General features: G+C 72.0%; 14 protein-coding genes and 1 other RNA gene. 8 read left to right on the plus strand and 7 right to left on the minus strand.

Going from position 1 to position 17101, the window contains the following annotated elements:
• The first annotated feature begins 329 nt into the window (after positions 1–329).
• A complete protein-coding gene (locus HPY23_RS04425) occupies positions 330–545 on the plus strand; it encodes a hypothetical protein (protein ID WP_048428297.1) in 216 nt (71 codons plus the stop codon).
• Positions 546–797: 252 nt separating this feature from the next.
• Here the strand turns inward: HPY23_RS04425 and HPY23_RS04430 are convergent, their stop codons facing one another.
• The 6 genes from HPY23_RS04430 to pepN form a co-directional block, all read right to left on the minus strand.
• Positions 798–1436, minus strand: coding sequence for a hypothetical protein (locus HPY23_RS04430; RefSeq protein WP_091886037.1), 639 nt, complete (start codon positions 1434–1436; stop codon positions 798–800).
• 166 nt (positions 1437–1602) lie between these two features.
• Complete coding sequence (proB, locus tag HPY23_RS04435; protein ID WP_060845514.1) at positions 1603–2766, minus strand: glutamate 5-kinase; 1164 nt, start codon at positions 2764–2766, stop codon at positions 1603–1605.
• A gap of 11 nt (positions 2767–2777) precedes the next feature.
• On the minus strand, positions 2778–3158 hold the full coding sequence (locus HPY23_RS04440) for a type II toxin-antitoxin system VapC family toxin (RefSeq protein WP_091886038.1): 381 nt from the start codon (positions 3156–3158) through the stop codon (positions 2778–2780).
• Positions 3155–3427 carry a hypothetical protein gene (locus HPY23_RS04445; RefSeq protein WP_091886041.1) on the minus strand — a complete coding sequence of 91 codons (273 nt, stop codon included), beginning with the start codon at positions 3425–3427 and terminating at the stop codon, positions 3155–3157. Before HPY23_RS04445 ends, HPY23_RS04440 begins: the two co-directional genes overlap by 4 nt.
• Before the next feature lie 140 nt (positions 3428–3567).
• Complete coding sequence (locus tag HPY23_RS04450; protein WP_060845517.1) at positions 3568–5964, minus strand: PAS domain-containing sensor histidine kinase; 2397 nt, start codon at positions 5962–5964, stop codon at positions 3568–3570.
• 199 nt (positions 5965–6163) lie between these two features.
• Complete coding sequence (pepN, locus tag HPY23_RS04455) at positions 6164–8821, minus strand: aminopeptidase N (protein ID WP_091886044.1); 2658 nt, start codon at positions 8819–8821, stop codon at positions 6164–6166.
• Positions 8822–9066: 245 nt separating this feature from the next.
• On the opposite strand from pepN, the gene gloA reads away from it, so the two are divergent.
• Entirely contained in the window at positions 9067–9507 is a 441-nt protein-coding gene (gene gloA / locus HPY23_RS04460; protein WP_091886047.1) for a lactoylglutathione lyase, read from the plus strand.
• A 47-nt stretch (positions 9508–9554) separates the two neighbouring features.
• Here the strand turns inward: gloA and HPY23_RS04465 are convergent, their stop codons facing one another.
• On the minus strand, positions 9555–9725 hold the full coding sequence (locus HPY23_RS04465) for a hypothetical protein (RefSeq protein WP_167543871.1): 171 nt from the start codon (positions 9723–9725) through the stop codon (positions 9555–9557).
• A 206-nt stretch (positions 9726–9931) separates the two neighbouring features.
• Between HPY23_RS04465 and rnpB the strand changes: the two genes are divergently transcribed.
• The 6 genes from rnpB (at position 9932) to HPY23_RS04495 (ending at position 17037) form a co-directional block, all read left to right on the plus strand.
• Positions 9932–10360, plus strand: an RNA gene (gene rnpB / locus HPY23_RS04470) — RNase P RNA component class A.
• A gap of 453 nt (positions 10361–10813) precedes the next feature.
• Positions 10814–11830, plus strand: coding sequence for a 16S rRNA (cytosine(1402)-N(4))-methyltransferase RsmH (gene rsmH / locus HPY23_RS04475; protein ID WP_091886050.1), 1017 nt, complete (start codon positions 10814–10816; stop codon positions 11828–11830).
• Entirely contained in the window at positions 11827–12273 is a 447-nt protein-coding gene (gene ftsL, locus HPY23_RS04480) for a cell division protein FtsL (protein ID WP_060845521.1), read from the plus strand. Before rsmH ends, ftsL begins: the two co-directional genes overlap by 4 nt.
• A 56-nt stretch (positions 12274–12329) precedes the next feature.
• Entirely contained in the window at positions 12330–14129 is a 1800-nt protein-coding gene (locus HPY23_RS04485; RefSeq protein WP_091886319.1) for a peptidoglycan D,D-transpeptidase FtsI family protein, read from the plus strand.
• Positions 14126–15583, plus strand: coding sequence for a UDP-N-acetylmuramoyl-L-alanyl-D-glutamate--2,6-diaminopimelate ligase (locus tag HPY23_RS04490; protein WP_091886053.1), 1458 nt, complete (start codon positions 14126–14128; stop codon positions 15581–15583). The genes HPY23_RS04485 and HPY23_RS04490 overlap by 4 nt, the downstream gene beginning before the upstream one ends.
• Positions 15580–17037, plus strand: a complete 1458-nt coding sequence (locus HPY23_RS04495) for a UDP-N-acetylmuramoylalanyl-D-glutamyl-2,6-diaminopimelate--D-alanyl-D-alanine ligase (protein ID WP_091886056.1) — start codon at positions 15580–15582, stop codon at positions 17035–17037. The genes HPY23_RS04490 and HPY23_RS04495 overlap by 4 nt, the downstream gene beginning before the upstream one ends.
• Positions 17038–17101 lie beyond the last annotated feature (64 nt).

Here is a 17101-nt window from a genome sequence, read left to right on the forward strand (position 1 = left end):
GCGCTCAAGGTCTCCGGACTCGTGGTCTGTGGTATCGCCCCGCCTGCGGGGACACGCGCCCCCGAGCCGGTCGGCTCGACTAGCAGGTCAGGATGACGCGCGGGCGACGGGGTGATTGACCTCTCGGCTCCCCGGGGTCAACCCCGGGCAAGCCATTGTCCCGGAACGACCAAGCGTCACCACCGGGTTAACCGGCGCGCCGGAATCGTCATGCCGGAATCGCATGGCGCCGCTGCACCCGCGACGCTTGTGTGCAGCGCGGCAGCGTCCATATTGCGTTGCAACAAGAACACCGGAAACGCCCGCGCGCAATCTCACAGGAGATCCCGATGCTCGCGGTCATCACTCACTCTCTCATCGCCCCCGCCATCGACGAGCGCTCCGACATGGAGCCCGGCATCCTCACCCTCGTGAGCCGCATGGTCCACGCGATCCACGCCGCCAACCAGCGTCGCCTGGAGCGCCAGATCGGCGAGTACGTCGAGGTCAACGGCGGACGCATCACCGACGATCTCGAGCGCCGGATCGGCCAGCACTTCTGCTGATCGCACCGCCCCGGCGAGCCGGGGCAACGCACTCGATGGTCAAGCAAGGCGCCAGGGGCGGCTCACGCCCCTCAGGCGCCTTCTTGGTGTTTGGGCGCTGCTCGGCTTCGACGGATCGCGCAGCGGGCTCGACCCGAGTTGTCCTCGCCTCGAGGCTGCGCACGCGACCGGGACGACCGAGGGCAGGCCCAGAATCGCGGGAGCCGAAACCGAGTCGCCCTCGGCACGTGTGCACGACGGAAGCTCCCGCGATCACCGCACCGCTCGTGCCCGCCCCCGATCGCGAAGCGCCAAGGCGGCCAGCCACAATGCCAGTATCGCCATGATCGGCCAGGCGAGGAGCCAGGCGAAAGATCCGAAGAACAGCAGATCGGTTTGCCATCCCGCCGAGGCTTTAGGGTGGCACCGGAAGGACATCTGGGCGGAAACGTCCTGAAATCCTGCCATCTCCTCCGTCAGGGCCGCGCTCAACCGGTACTTGTCGGGAGGAAGAGGAAGCGATGTGCTTACGGTGCGGTAGAATCCCTCCGCGTCGAACCCATCGCTCCCGATATTCTCTGCTTTGCCCCAGGCCACCGGCTGCCCGGCCATGTCGCGGAAGGACCATTGCAACGGAATGTCGATCCCCTCGGCCGTTCCGTACCGCCCGACGAGGCGCCGCATATCCTCGCGTGCGCGCGTCTTGCTGGACAGATGGAGACGGAGCCTGTGCGGGCAGGATAGGCGGACGACCACGTCCGTCTCGACCCGACCGGGAGGCGACATGGAGAGGGACGCGTCCAGGGGATCGGCTGTGATCCATCGCGACCAGATGCCGAAGACGACCGCGAAGGCAACGACGACGAGGAGAGCAACCGTCAGCCACCGGTAGCGGATGAAGAAGGCGCCCATGATTCCCGCGTGTGCTGGGTGTTGCAGGTCGCACGAACCGGCGACGAACCGCGGCCTTTGCACGACGGGCCCCGATATCCGTCCCTCGGCCTCAGCCGCCCTCTTCTATACCGGGGTGTCGTCGACGCGAGAACGGTTCGATCAGCAGGCACGCCCGGAAAGTGTCTCAATCCCCCACCAGCGCCAGATCGTCCCGGTGCACCATCGCCGCCCGGCCGGGATAGCCCAGCACCGCCTCGATCTCCCGGCTCGACCGGCCGAGGATGCGGGCGGCGTCGTCGCTGTCGTAGGCGACGAGGCCGCGGGCGAGGACGAGGCCGTCGCCCGAGCGGATCGTCACCGCGTCGCCGCGGCCGAAGCTGCCCTCGACCCGGGTGACGCCGACCGGCAGCAGGCTCGCCCCGCCCTGCAGCGCCCGGGCCGCGCCGGCATCGATCGTGAGCGTGCCGCGGGGCTCGAGCGAGCCGCCGATCCAGGTCTTGCGCGCCGCGCCCGGCGTCGAGCCGGCGAGGAACCACGAGCAGCGCGCGCCGTTCGCCACCGCCTTGAGCGGATTCTTGCCGCGGCCGTCGGCGATCATCATCTGGGTGCCGCCCTGGATCGCGATCTTGGCCGCCTCGACCTTGGTGCGCATGCCGCCGCGCGAGAGTTCCGAGGCAGGCCCCCCCGCCATCGCGTCGATCTCCGGGGTGATCCGGGCGATCACCGGCAGGTGTCGCGCGGCCGGGTCGCTCGCCGGGGGGGCGGTGTAGAGCCCGTCGATGTCGGAGAACAGCACCAGGAGGTCGGCGCCGATCATCGTGGCGACCCGGGCGGCGAGGCGGTCGTTGTCGCCGTAGCGGATCTCCGAGGTCGCGACGGTATCGTTCTCGTTGACGACCGGGACGGCGCGCTCCTCCAGGAGCTTCAGGGTAGTGGCGCGCGCGTTGAGGTAGCGCCGGCGCTCCTCGGTGTCCTGCGGCGTCACCAGGATCTGGCCGGCGACGATGCCGTGATGGGCGAGCGCCTCCGACCAGTGGCGGGCGAGCGCGATCTGCCCCACGGCGGCGGCGGCCTGGCTCTCCTCCAGCCGCAGCGGGCCGGGGCCGAAGCCCAGCACCGTGCGCCCGAGCGCGATCGAGCCCGAGGACACCACCAGCACGTCGACGCCGCGCCCGTGCAGGTCGGCGATGTCCTCGGCGAGCGCCGCGAGCCAGGCGTGGCGCAGCCGCCCCCGCGCCCGGTCGACGAGGAGCGCCGAGCCGACCTTCAGGACGACGCGGCGGAACTGGTCGAGGCTGGGCGTGAAGGGAGGGGTGTCCTGGGAACCGGGCGCGGAGGTCGTGAGCATGGAACCGAACGTCAGGGTGCGGCGGGAGTGAGGTCCGTGTGGACGAAGTCGTCCCCCTTGAAGGGGAGCGGCAGGCGCCAGACCTTGGCCACGGCGTAAGCCATGCAGTCCCCCATGTTCAACCGCGCGGGGTGGCCGCGACCGCGCCCGAAGCGCAGAAAGGCATCCCGGGCGGCTCGAACCATCCGATGGTCGAAGTCGACCGAACGGAGAGAGGGGAGGGCCATCAGGCCGTCGAGGAAGTGTTCGGCACCTGCCGACAGGCGCGCTTCGAGAACCATGGCGGTTTTGACGAGCGCCATTCCATTGACGGCAATGATACGAGAAAAGGCTTCGCTCTCCGACTCGTCCAGGGCGATCGCTACCAGCGCCGACGTGTCGAGCACGATCATGCCGGCAGGCCGTCCTCGGCGTAGAGGTCCGAGTGGTTCGAGGTGGCGCCCGGCCGCCTATGAGGTGCCGTCGCCTTCGTCAACCTACGCAAGGCATCGTAGTCGCTCGTCTGGGCGGGCGTCAGTGGTGCAGCGGGCGCAGCCGAGCGTACTTCCGCCTCGCGCAGGAGGCCGATCACGGCCTCGCTCGGCGTCGTGCCGAGCCGCTGCGCGACCCGCTCGGCGATCCCGACGATCTCGTCGCCCTTGATGATGAGCCGCTCGGTCATCGTGGTCTCCTCGCGGAGACAAGTCTATGGCAAGCGGGCCGGCGCAGCCAGGGCGCGGAGACGACGGCAAGCGAGTTCGTTCGCGGGTTCGTTCTTCTGGGCCCCCGTCTCACAGCTATCAGGGATGGGCGCGGCGTCCCTCACGCCTCGAGGGCGGCGGTTTCCCGCACGATGTCCGGGTAGGCGCTGTCCTGGGCCGCGTCCTGCGCGGCGGCGGCCTCGTTGAGGCCGGGGCGGGGCAGGCGGACCAGCACGATCGTGCCGATGCCCTCCTCGGAGCGGATGCGCAGGCCGCCGCCGTGGAGCTCGGCGAGCGAGCGGGCGATGGCGAGGCCGAGGCCGGAGCCCTTGTAGCTGCGGGCGAAGTTGGTCTCGACCTGCTCGAACGGGTAGCCGAGTTTCGGCAGCGCCGCCTTCGGGATGCCGATGCCGCTGTCCTCGACGAAGATGTGGACGGCGTCGAGGGCGCGGCGGGTGCGCACCGCGACCCGGCCTGCCTCGGGGGTGAACTTCACGGCGTTCTGGAGCAGGTTGACCAGGATCTGGTGCAGGGCGCGCTCGTCGGCCATCACCAGGGTGTCGGCGCTCATCTCGACGCTGACGGTGAGGCCCTTGGCGCGGGCCGGCTCGGCGATGAGCTTGAGGGCGCGCTCCAGCGCCTCGCTCACGGCGACCGGCTGCTTGGCGAGCTTCACCCGGCGGGCGTCGATGCGCGACATGTCGAGGATGTCGTCGATGACCGAGAGCAGGTAGTGCCCGCTCGATCGGATGTCGCGGCAATATTCGCGGTACTTCTCCGAGCCGAGCGACCCGAACACCTCGCTCTCCATCACCTCGGCGAAGCCCAGGATGGCGTTCAGCGGGGTGCGCAACTCGTGGCTCATGTTGGCCAGGAACTCGGATTTCGAGCGGTTGGCGCTCTCGGCCTGGGCCTTCTGGTCGAGGTAGCGCTCAGCGAGGTCGGCGAGCTGCTGGGTCTGGATCTCGAGGGTGCGGCGCGAGCGCTTGAGGTCGGAGATGGTGGCGATGAGCTGGCGCTCGGATTCCACCAGCCGCTCCTGGTGCCGCTTGAGCGCCGTGATGTCGGTGCCGACCGAGACGTAGCCGCCGTCCTTGGTGCGGCGTTCGCTGATCTGCAGCCAGCGCCCGTCGGCGAGCTCGGCCTCGAAGGTGCGGGCCCCGGCCTCCGGGAACTCGCCGGCGGGGATCTCGCGCCGCACGGTCGGCAGCGCGGCGCGGCCCATGATGGCGTCGTAGCGCCGGCCCGGCTGGGCCTCGTCCGTGGTCAGCGCGTGCAGGCGCCGGAACTTCGAGTTGCACAGGACGAGGCGGTTCTGCGCGTCCCACAGCACGAAGGCCTCGGACACCGCCTCGACCGCGTCGCGCAGGCGCATGTCGGCGGTGGCGGTCGATTCGGCGAGACGGCGCTGCTCCGAGATGTCGATGACGATGCCGACGAGGTGGCGGCCGTTGTCCTCGAGGTCCTGGACGATCTCGGCCCGGGCCTTGAGCCAAACCCACTCGCCGCCGGCGCCGCGGATGCGGAACTCGTGGTCGACGGTGGTGTCGCGGGCTGCCAGCTGGCGGGCCAGCCCGTAGAGGTCGGTGTCGTCGGGGTGGACGAGGGCGTTGACGTCGCCGAAGGAGAGGAACTCCTGCTCCCGGACGTAGCCGAGGAGCTGGTACATCGAATCAGACCAGTAGATCCGGCCGCGCGGGATGTCCCAGTCCCACAGGCCGCAACGGCCGCGGCCGAGCGCCGTGTCCAGGCGCTGGCGGACCTGCTCGCAGACCCGGTCGACGGCCCGCGCCCGGTCGGCCTGGAGCGCGTAGGCGAGGCCGGTGCAGACCACCACCAGCGCCACCGCGCCGACCAGCACCGCGGCGGTGCGCGCCCGGGTCCCCCAGATCGCCGTCACCGAATCGAGGGTCTGGACCACCGCGACCTGCGCGACCCCGGCGCCCCCCGTCACCGTCCGCACGGTGGCGAGCGCCCGCTCGCCGTTGCCGAGCACCACCGGCAGCACGCCGGCGCGCTCGCCCATGATGCCGAGCACCTGCACCTCGCCGACGAGTTCGGCGAAGCTCCGGGGCAGGCCCGGGCGCTCCGGCAGGGCGGCCAGGATTGCATCGTCGGCGCCGACCAGCAGGACGGTGCGGCCGGCCGGCAGGCTGCCGACGGGAAGCAGGCGGACCAGCCGCTCGCGCAGGGTCGCGGGCGTCGCCGTTTCGGGGAGGCCCAAACCGGGCAGCGAGGCGGGCCGGGCCAGCGCCGTCGGCAGCGTGCCGGCCAGAAGGCGGGCGACGAGGTCGATCTCGCGCCGCGCATCGCCCACCACCTCCTCGCGGTGACCGGTGAGCTGCAGGGCGGTGACGGTGGCGAGGCAGATCAGGAAGGCCGCCAGCATCGCCGGGACGGCGAAGCGCAGCCAGGATTCCGCATGGGCAAGACGCTGGTGCGCCGTCTTCGAAGACCGGCTGATCCCGAGGATCGTCGCGGCACGCTCCGAGAAGGGGGCGGGATCCGCCTCCAGCATACCCAAACCCCCAACGGAACAGAAAGACAGATGCCGCGGAGGTTTTCAGCGGGCCCCCGAATCGAGCCTCAATCTGGCATTTCCACAAGCATTTTGTCCAGCGCCCCGCATCCCGGAAATGAAGTGTTAACCAGTGATCCGGGGGGCGGCCGGCCGGGCGTCCTGCGCGATTCTACCAGGTCTCACAGGGGCTTGTGCATTATCTCGCCGGGGCGAGCGAGCGCCCGACGATGTCGCTGACGTCGGGGGAGAGGCCCGGCGCCTGCGCCACCCGCCGCAGGGCCGCCTCGGCGTGGAGGCGGCGCCCGCCCTCGACCATACGCCAAGTATTGAAGGCAGTTAGCAGGCGCGCCGCGACTTGCGGATTTTTTCCGTCGAGGGCCAGCACCACCTCGGCGGTCAGGTCGTAGCCGGCCCCGTCCGGGCGGTGGAACTGGGTCGGATTGTTGAGGCTGAAGCTCGCGATCAGCGAGCGGACCCGGTTCGGGTTGCCGAGCGAGAAGGCGGCGTGGTGCATCAGGCCGCGGACCCGCTCCAGGGTGCCGGCCTCCGGGATCATCGCCTGGAGGGCGAACCACTTGTCGAGCACCAGGGGCTCGCCGCGATAGGTCTCGCCGAAGCGGGCGAGCGCCGCCTCCCGGGCCGCGCCCGGCACGAGGCTCAGGGTGGCGAGCGCCGCGAGACGATCGGTCATCGTCGCGGCGTTCTCGACCTGACCCAGCGCCAGGGCGGTGCCGGCCTGCGGGTCGGCCGCGGTCACGAGGTCGAGGGCGGCGTTGCGCAGGGCGCGGCGCCCGGCGCTCGCGGCGTCCGGGCTGAACGGCGCGCCCTCCGGCTCGACCAGCGCCTCGCGCAGCGCCAGGAGCCGGGGCCCGAGGTCGCGGCCGAGCTGCACCCGCAGGGTCTGGCGCGCGCGCCAGATCGCGTCGGGGTCGATCTCGGCGCCGATCGCCTGGGCGATCTCCTGCTCGCCCGGCAGGGTCAGGACCAGGGCGGCGAAGGCCGGATCGGCGAGGGCCTCGCCATCGAGGAAGGTCGCCAGCGCGGCGGCGAGGCCCGCGCCCTCCGTCCCGGCCTCCTCGGCCAGCGGGGCATTCGCGCGGGCGCGGCCGACCAGCACCTCCATGGCGAGGCTCTGGGCCGCCTGCCAGCGGTTGAAGGCGTCGTGGTCATGGGCGAGCAGCGTCAGGCGTTCGTCGCGGGTCAGCGCGTGCTCGACCTTCACCGGTGCCGAGAAGCCGCGAAACAGCGACGGCACCGGTGCCGCGTCCAGCCCGGTGAAGACCAGCGCGTCCTCGGCCCGGTCGAGCACGAACACCCCGTCGCGCACCCGCTCGCTCGCCGCCGCGACCGGGCCGCCGCCGGGGGCGACGAGGCCGAGCGCGATCGGGATCACCAGGGGCTGGGGCGCGGCACCGGCGGCCGCCTCAGTGGCGACGACCGGAAGGCTCTGGCGGAAGGTCAGCGTATAGGTTCGCGCGGCAGCGTCGTAGGCACCCGAGACCGCGACGGTCGGGGTACCGGCCTGGGCGTACCAGCGGGAAAAGGCGGCGAGATCCCGACCGCTCTCGGCGGCGAAGGCGGCCAGGAAGTCCTCGACCGTGGCGGCGGTGCCGTCGCAGGTGGTGAAGTAGCGGTCCATGCCGGCCCGGAAGGTCTCGGGCCCGAGGAGCGTGCGCAGCATCCGGACGATCTCGGCGCCCTTCTCGTAGACCGTCGCGGTGTAGAAGTTGTTGATCTCGCGATAGGCCTGCGGCCGCACCGGGTGGGCCAGCGGCCCGGCATCCTCCGGGAACTGGCGGGCGCGGAGCGTCCTCACCTCGGCGATCCGGTGGACCGGGCGCGAGCGCTCGTCGGACGAGAATTCCTGGTCGCGAAAGACCGTCAGGCCTTCCTTGAGGCAGAGCTGGAACCAGTCGCGGCAGGTCACCCGGTTGCCGGACCAGTTGTGGAAGTACTCGTGCGCGATGATCGCCTCGATGTTGGCGTAGTCCGCGTCGGTCGCGGTCTCGGGACTGGCCAGCACGTATTTGTCGTTGAAGATGTTGAGGCCCTTGTTCTCCATCGCGCCCATGTTGAAGTCGGAGACCGCGACGACGTTGAAGACGTCGAGGTCGTAGGCGCGGCCGAAGGTGCGCTCGTCCCAGGCCATCGAGCGGGCGACCGCGTCGAGGGCGAAGTCGGCGCGGCCCTCCTTGCCGGGCTCGACGTAGACCGCGATCTCGACGTCGCGGCCCTCCATCGTGGTGAAGCGGGAGCCGACGCGGCCGAGCCGGCCGCCGACGAGGGCGAACAGGTAGGCGGGCTTGGGGTGGGGGTCGTGCCAGATCGCGTAGTGCCGGCCCGGGCCCGCCTCGCCCCGCGCGACCGGGTTGCCGTTGCCGAGCAGCACCGGCGCGGCGTCGCGGCTGCCCTCGATCCGGGTGGTGAAGACCGCCATCACGTCCGGCCGGTCGAGGAAGTAGGTGATGCGCCGGAAGCCGTCGGCCTCGCACTGGGTGCAGTAGACGCCGTTCGAGCGGTAGAGCCCCATCAGCTTGGTGTTGGTGCTCGGGTTCACCTGCGTCTCGATCTCGAGCACGAAGGGACGCTGCGGCGGCTGGTGCAGGGTGAGCGACCGGGGCGTCACCTCGATAGCGCCGGGGCCGGTCGGCTGGCCGTCGAGCGCGATGGCGACGAGCGTCAGCTCGTCACCGTCGAGGACGAGCGGCGCGCCCGGCTCGCCCGCCGGGTTCGGCCGCAAGCCCAGCGTCGCGGTGATCCGCGTCTCGGTCGGATGCAGGCGCACGTCGAGGTCGACCCGGTCGATCAGGTAGTCGCTGGGGCGGTAATCGGCGAGGCGGACGATCGTCTGCATGGCGGGTCTCGCGGGCGCTCGCGAACGGCGCGGGGGAACAGGGCGGGGGAACAGGGCAAGGGAACAGGGTAAGGAATCAGCCTTTGCACCGCCGTCGGCCCCAGCGCAACGCCGGAGCGATGCCGGGGCTCCGGGTGAGGGAGGCCCCGGCAGGAGAGGGCTCCCCGGAGGCCGACCCGCGCCCTAGCTACGACGCCGAAACCGGGCGGCTCCCGTGCGCCCGGCCACGAGGACGAGAGAGCGCCATGGAATACCTGCACACGATGGTCCGCGTCGCCGATCTCGAGCGTGCGCTGGACTTCTACTGCAACAAGTTCGGCCTGCAGGAGGTGCGCCGCACCGAGAGCGAGAAGGGCCGCTTCACCCTGGTGTTCCTGGCCGCCCCGGGCGACGCCGCGCGGGCGAAGGACACCAAGTCGCCGCTGCTCGAGCTGACCTACAACTGGGGCCCGGAGGAGTATACCGGCGGGCGCAACTTCGGTCACCTGGCCTACCAGGTCGACGACATCTACGAGACCTGCCAGAAGCTGCAGGATGCCGGCGTGACCATCAACCGCCCGCCGCGGGACGGCCACATGGCCTTCGTGCGCTCGCCGGACGGCATCTCGATCGAGATCCTGCAGAAGGGCGGCGCCAAGCCGCCGCAGGAGCCCTGGGCCTCGATGGAGAACACCGGCAGCTGGTAAAGGCCGGTGCGGGCGGGCCGCCGTCGGGGCCCGCCCGCGTCTTGAGATCAGGCCCCGGCGGCCGGCGTGACGCCGAGCTCGGCGAGCTTGGCGTGGATCGCCGTGACCGGTCGCTTGAGCTTCAGGCTCATGACCGAGGCCGGGACGCCCTCCCGGGCCATGGCCCGCAGTTGCTGCACGGTGTCGAGCGTCCAGCCCGCCTCGATGTTCTCGCTCATCAGGGTTGCCTCCCGTGTCGGCCGCACGCGTCCGTGACGCCGGCCTTGAGAGAAGCAGGTAGGGAGTATCCAGGGTCCGGCAAGCCGATCGGGCGCGGCTGCCGCCTCGACGCGGATGCGCCCGCGTCCCCTTACGTCCTCGACGCGGGCATGGCCGTGCCGCCTGCGCCTTGACGCGGCGGCTCCCGCGTCGCACATCGGCGGCGTCAGCCGGCCGGGCGGCCGCTCCGGTCCTGTCAGCGGGTTCGCCCGTGCGCGGGACCGGGGAGGAAAGTCCGGGCTCCATGAAGAGACGGTGCCGGATAACGTCCGGCGGGGGCGACCCCAGGGACAGTGCCACAGAGAGCAGACCACCGGGCGGATCCTCGCGGATCCGGGCCGGCCAGGGTGAAAGGGTGCGGTAAGAGCGCACCGCGGACGCGGCAACGCGGACGGCACGGCAAACCCCACCGGGAGCAAAACCGAATAGGGGCGGCACGCGCGCTCGTCGCGCAGGGCTTCTTCAGGCCCGTCGCCCGGGTTGGTTGCTCGAGGCGGCCGGCAACGGCCGTCCCAGAGGAATGGCCGCCACGTTCGGGCGATCCTCGCGGATCCTCCGGGCCATACAGAACCCGGCTTACAGGCCGGCTGATACCCAATTTCCCGATGATCACATCCTCCGCCCCGCGGCGCGAACCCGCCGGGCGCGAGGATTTGTCGACGTAGAGCGCGGCGCACCCCGCGAACAGGCGGCACGGCCTCGACTTTCCCGTGGCGCCCGCCGTCGGGCACAAGCCTTCGTTAACCTTGCTGGTCTCTGATGGCACACGGACGGGTGCTGCCCGTCGCGTGTGCCCTCGCGTTGACGACCCCAGAGGCCCATGATACCCCGAGCCACCCCGTTCCCGGCGATTCCCGCACCGGCGACCACGCCCCGCGCGAGCGGGCCCGATGGCCGCGCGGCGATGTCGGGCGTGGACAGAGCGGCGCCCCGGCGCCGGACCCGGCCGGCCTCGGCCCGGCTCGTGCGGACTGCGGAGCACCATGGATCGTCACGCGTCAGAGCGCGCTCGCCGCGCGCGGTGTGTCGTCGTCTCGGGAGGCCGGCCGTGACCGACGCGCCCCACATTCCGGTCCTGCTCGACGAGGTCCTGGGCGCGCTGCGCCTCGGCGACGCGCCGGCCCGCATCATCGACGGCACCTTCGGGGCCGGCGGCTATACCAGGGCCATCCTCGCCGCCCATCCGGGCAACCAAGTGCTCGCCATCGACCGCGACCCGACCGCGATCGCCGCCGGGCAGGCGCTGGTGGAGCGGGAGGCCGGTCGTCTCGTCCTGGTCCAGGGCCGCTTCGGCGACCTCGACGCCCTGGCGCGCGACCACGGCTTCGCCGACGCCGACGGCGTCGTCCTCGACATCGGCGTATCGTCGATGCAGCTCGACCAGCCCGAGCGCGGCTTCTCGTTCCGGTTCGAGGGCCCCCTCGACATGCGGATGGAGCGGGCCGGCGAGACCGCCGCCGACCTCGTGAACGAGGCCTCCGAGGCCGCGCTCGCCGACGTGATCTACCATTACGGCGAGGAGCGCCGGGCCCGCGCGGTCGCCCGCGCCCTGATCGAGGCGCGCCGGCGCGGCCGCATCGAGACCACGGCGGCGCTCGCGGAGATCGTCGCGGGCGTCGTGCGGGCGGAGCCCGGCAGCGGCATCCACCCGGCGACCCGGACGTTCCAGGCCCTGCGCATCGCGGTCAACGACGAGCTCGGCGAGTTGCAGCGGGCCCTGCACGCGGCCGAGCGGACCCTGCGCCCGGGCGGACGCCTCGCGGTGGTGACCTTCCACTCGCTCGAGGACCGCATCGCCAAGCAGTTCTTCTCGGCCCGCAGCGGCCGGGCGGTGGCCGCCTCGCGCCACCTGCCGATGGCGGCGCAGCCCGCGCCCCGCAGCTTCACCCTCGCCACCAAGGGCCCGGTCGCCGCCAGCGAGGCCGAGTGCCGGGCCAACCCGCGCGCCCGCTCGGCCAAGCTCCGGGCCGGCGAGCGCACCGACGCAGCCCCGCCGCCGCCGCTGACGGCGCTGGAGGCCCTGGCCTCCCTGCCCGAGCCCCAGACCCGGGGAGGGCGCCGGTGATCCGCCTCCTGCACCTCGCGGCGATCGCCGGGCTCATCGCCTCGGCCATCTACGCCTACTCGATCAAGTACGACACGCTCTACCAGGCCGAGCAGGTCGCGAAGCTCAAGACCCGCCTGCGCAAGGAGCGCGACGCGATCGCGGTCCTGCGCGCCGAGTGGCAGCTGCTGACCCGGCCCGACCGGCTCCAGGGCGCGGTCGACAAGTACCTGACGCTGGAGCCGATCGGCACCAGCCACCTCGCGCGGCTCGCCGACCTGCCCGCCAAGGTCGATCGCGGCGACGAGATCGCCCGCAAGCTCGAGGCGCTCGGCCTCGGCGCCACCGCGACCCCGGCCGCCAAGGACCGCGCCCCCTCGACCACCGGCGCCACCGCGGCCCGGCCCGAGGAGCCCCGCACCACCGGCTCCACCTCCACCCGCACCCCGACCGCCAAGAGGTAGGCGCCGTGACCCAGGATTCGGACTTCCAGGCTCACGCTCCCCTCGACCCGGACGCCATGCCGGAGACCGGCGCGCAGCCCGTGGACGACGCCCCCCAGCCCGCGCCCGGCCGCAGCCTCGCCGCGCTGCTGCGCGGCGGCGTGCTGGCGATGTTCCGCCTCTCGGTCGAGCGCAGCGCCGCCCGCGTCGGGCTCGTCAGCCTGGTCTTCGGCGCTGTGTTCCTCACCCTGATGGGCCGGCTCGCCAGCTTCGCGCTGTTTCCCGACGATCCGGTCACCGCCTCGGCCCGCCGCGCCGAGGCCGGCGGCACGACCCAGATCCGGCCCGACATCATCGACCGCAACGGCGAGATCCTGGCCACCGACATCCGCACCGTCTCGGTCTTCGCCGAGCCGAAGAACATCTACGACAAGGACGAGGCGGTCGAGCTGCTCACCGCCGTCCTGCCGGAGATCAACGCCCGCGACCTGCGCGAGAAGCTGTCGTCGAAGAAGGGCTTCGTCTGGGTCAAGCGCGAGATCACCCCGCGCCAGCAGGTCGAGGTGCATCGCCTCGGCATCCCGGGCGTCGGCTTCCTGCCGGACCACAAGCGTGTCTACCCGAACGGCACTGCGGCCGCCCACATCCTCGGCGTGACCAACCTCGACAATGTCGGCATCGCCGGCATCGAGAAGTACATCGACCGCCAGGGCCTGCGCGACCTCACCAGCCTCGGCTTCGTCGAGAAGTCGGCCGACATGGCGCCGGTCCAGCTGTCGATCGACCTGCGGGCCCAGCACGCGGTGCGCGACGAGCTGGCCTGGGGCATGGAGCATTACCGCGCCAAGGCGGCGGCCGGCCTGATCCTCGACGTGACCACCGGCGAGGTGATCGCCCTCGCCTCGCTGCCCGATTTCGACCCCAACGAGCCGAAGGACGCGCTCGATCCCGACCGCATCAACCGGATGAACGTCGGCGTCTACGAGATGGGCTCGACATTCAAGGCGATGACGCTCGCCATGGCGCTCGATTCGGGCAAGTTCAACGTCAACTCGACCTTCGACACCCGCGGCGGCGTGCTGCACTGGGGCCGGCAGAAGATCCACGAGTACCACGGCACCAACCGGGTCATCACGATGCCAGAGGTGTTCACCCACTCGTCGAACATCGGCTCGGCCAAGATGGCGCTCGGCATCGGCGTGCCCGGCCACAAGGCCTTCCTCAAGAAGATGGGCCTGCTCGACCGCCTGCGCACCGAATTGCCGGAGAGCGCCGAGCCGATCATCCCGCCGCGCTGGACCGAGATCAACACGATCACCATCGCGTTCGGCCACGGCCTCGCCGTGGCGCCGCTCCAGGCCTCGGCGGCGGTGGCGGCGATCGCCAATGGCGGCTTCCTGATGACGCCGACCTTCCTCAAGCGGACCGAGGCCGAGGCGCGCGAGAAGGCGACGCAGGTGCTCTCGGCCCAGACCAGCGAGGCGATGCGCTACATCATGCGCCTCAACGCCACCGAGGGCTCGGCCAAGAAGGCGGCGATTCCCTACTACTACGTCGGCGGCAAGACCGGCACCGCCGAGAAGGTCATCCGCGGCCGCTACGTCAAGAACCGGCTGTTCACGACCTTCATGGCGGCCGCCCCCATGGACAAGCCCAAATACCTGTTCGTCACGATCATGGACGAGCCGCAGGCGGTCGCGGCGGAATCGGGCTCCTACGCCACCGCGGCCTGGAACTCCGGCGTCGTGACCGGCCGGGTCATCGCCCGCGTCGCCCCGATCCTCGGCCTGCCGCCGCAATTCGAGCCGCCGGCCAAGCCCTTCCCGCTGATGGTCAAGCTCGGCGCCTATCACGTCAACCAGGTGGACGGGCGATGAGCCTCACCCTCGGCGACCTTTTTCCGCAGGCCGGTCGAGCCGCCGGCCTTCCCGTGGCCGGCCTCACCGCCGACAGCCGCAAGGTCGAGCCCGGCTTCGTGTTCCTGGCGGTGCCCGGCACCGCCGCCGACGGCCGGTTGTTCGCCGCCAAGGCGGCGGCGGCCGGCGCGGTCGCGATGGTGGCCGAAGGCGCGCGTCCGGCCGACCTGCCCGATCCGGTCGCCTACCTGACGGTGCCGGACGCGCGCGTCGCGCTCGCCGCCGCCGCCGCCCGGCTGCATCCGGGCCAGCCCGGCACCGTCGTCGCGGTCACCGGCACCAGCGGCAAGACCTCGATCGCCGACTTCGTGCGCCAGATCCTCGGCCGTCTCGGCCGGCAGGCGGCGAGCCTCGGCACGCTCGGCGTCATCACCACCTCGGGCGCGGCCTACGGCTCGCTGACGACCCCCGACCCGATCACCCTGCACGAGACCCTCGACCGGCTCGCCCGCAACGGCGTGACCGAACTGGCGATGGAAGCCTCGTCGCACGGCATCGAGCAGAGCCGCCTCGACGGGGTACGCCTGACGGCGGCGGGCTTCACCAATCTCGGCCACGACCACCTCGACTACCACGGCACGCCGGAGGCCTACCTCCAGGCGAAGCTCCGGCTGTTCACGACGCTCCTGCCCGAGGACGGCACCGCGGTCGTCAACGCCGACGGGCCGCAGAGTCAGGCGGTGATCGCGGCGGTGCGCGAGCGTGGAATCCGCCTCGTCACCACCGGCCGGGCCGGGGAGGGGATCCGCCTCGTCTCCGCCCGCCCGGAGGGTTTCGCCCAGCGCCTCGAGATCGCGGTGGCGGGGACGACCCATGCGGTCGACCTACCCCTCGTCGGGACGTTCCAGGTCGAGAACGCGCTGCTGGCCGCCGGTCTCGTGCTCGCGACCCCGGCCGGCGCCGGGCGCGAGGCCGAGGTGATCGCGGCGCTCGGCCACCTCGCGGGCGTGCCCGGACGGCTCGAGCGGGTCGGCACGGTGCGGGATGCGCTCTGCATCGTCGACTACGCCCACAAGCCCGACGCGCTCGCCAACGTCCTAGACGCGTTGCGCACCTTCACCACCGGGCGCCTCGTCTGCGTCGTCGGCTGCGGCGGCGACCGCGACCGCGCCAAGCGCCCGCTGATGGGCCGGATCGCGACCGAGAAGGCCGATCGCGTCATCGTCACCGACGACAATCCCCGCAGCGAGGACCCCGCGACGATCCGCGCCGCGATCCTGGCGGCGGCACCCGGCGCCGAGGAGATCGGCGACCGCGCCGAGGCGATCCGGGCGGCGGTGCGCGACCTGCGCGCTGGCGACGTGCTGGTAGTCGCCGGCAAAGGTCATGAAACCGGCCAGATCATCGGCGACCGCACGTTGCCCTTCTCCGACCGCGACGCGGTCCTGAGCGCGATCGAGGAGTCCCGCGCATGACCGAGCCCCTCTGGACCCTGGACACCGCCGCCGCCGCGATGGGCGGCCGCGCCGTCGCGGACGCCGCCGCGTCCCGCGACCTGTCCGGAATCTCGATCGACACCCGCACCCTAAAGGTCGGGGACCTGTTCTTCGCCATCCGGGGCGAGGCCCGCGACGGCCACGACTTCGTGCGCGACGCGCTCGCCCGCGGCGCCGGCGCCGCGGTGGTGGCCGAGGAGCGCGCCGCCGACCTCGCCGAGGCCGGCCCGGTGATCGCCGTGCCGGCCCGGGACGAGGACGGCGTGCTCGCCGCCATGCGGGGCCTTGCCGCCGCCGCGCGCGCCCGCACCGGCGCGCGGGTGCTCGCCGTCACCGGCTCGGTCGGCAAGACCGGCACCAAGGAGGCGCTGCGCCACGTGCTGGCCGCGCAAGGGGTCACCCACGCCTCGGTTGCCTCCTACAACAACCACTGGGGCGTCCCCCTGACCTTGAGCCGGATGCCGGCCGCGAGCGAGTTCGGGGTGTTCGAGGTCGGCATGAACCATGCCGGCGAGATCGCGCCGCTTACCCGGCTGGTGCGGCCCGAGATCGCGATCGTCACGACCGTCGAGCCGGTCCATATCGAGCATTTCCGCTCGCTGTCGGGCATCGCCGACGCCAAGGGCGAGATCTTCTACGGCCTGGAGCCCGGCGGCGTCGCGATCGTCAACCGCGACAACCCGAACTTCGAGCGGCTGAAGGCCCATGCGCTGGCCTCGCGGGCCGGTCGCATCGTGAGCTTCGGCGAGCACCGCGAGGCCGACGTGCGGGCCGAGCGCATCGTGATGCGGCCCGACCTCTCGATCGTCGACGTGCGGGCGATGGGCCAGGCCGTGACCTACCAGCTCGGGACGCCTGGCCGGCACACGGCCCTGAACTCGCTCGCCGTCATCGCCGCCGTGCAGGCGCTCGGCGCCGACCTGGCGCTGGCGGCCCTGTCGCTGGCCCAGCTGCGCCCGCCCGTCGGCCGCGGCGCCCGCACGATGCTGCGGATCGGCGACGGCGAGGCGCTGCTCGTCGACGAGAGCTACAACGCCAACCCGGCCTCGATCCGGGCCGCGCTCAGCACGCTGGCCGGTGCCGAGACCGCGGGCCGCCGCATCGCGATCCTGGGCGACATGATGGAGCTCGGCGCGGACGCGCCCGCCCTGCACCGCGAGCTGGCCGGGGCGGTCGAGGAGCACGGCATCGACCTCGTCCTCACCGCCGGCCCGCTGATGCAGGAACTGTTCGAGGCGCTGCCGGCCTCCCGGCGCGCCGCGGCCCGGCCGACCTCGGCCGAGCTCGTCGATCCGGTGCTCGATCTCGTCCGCCCCGGCGACGCCGTGATGGTCAAGGGCTCGAACAGCACCCGCATGGGCCGGATCGTCGAGGCGCTCAAGGCCCGCTACGGCGCCCAGGACCAGGATCTCGCCGTCGGCCGGTCCGGCTGAGCCCACCTTCAGGAAGCTGTCGCAGTGCTGCCGGCATAAGCCCGGCGCTGCCGCTCGCCCACGA

This window comes from Methylobacterium ajmalii, assembly GCF_016613415.1.
In the GTDB taxonomy this organism is placed as follows: Bacteria; Pseudomonadota; Alphaproteobacteria; order Rhizobiales; family Beijerinckiaceae; genus Methylobacterium; species Methylobacterium ajmalii.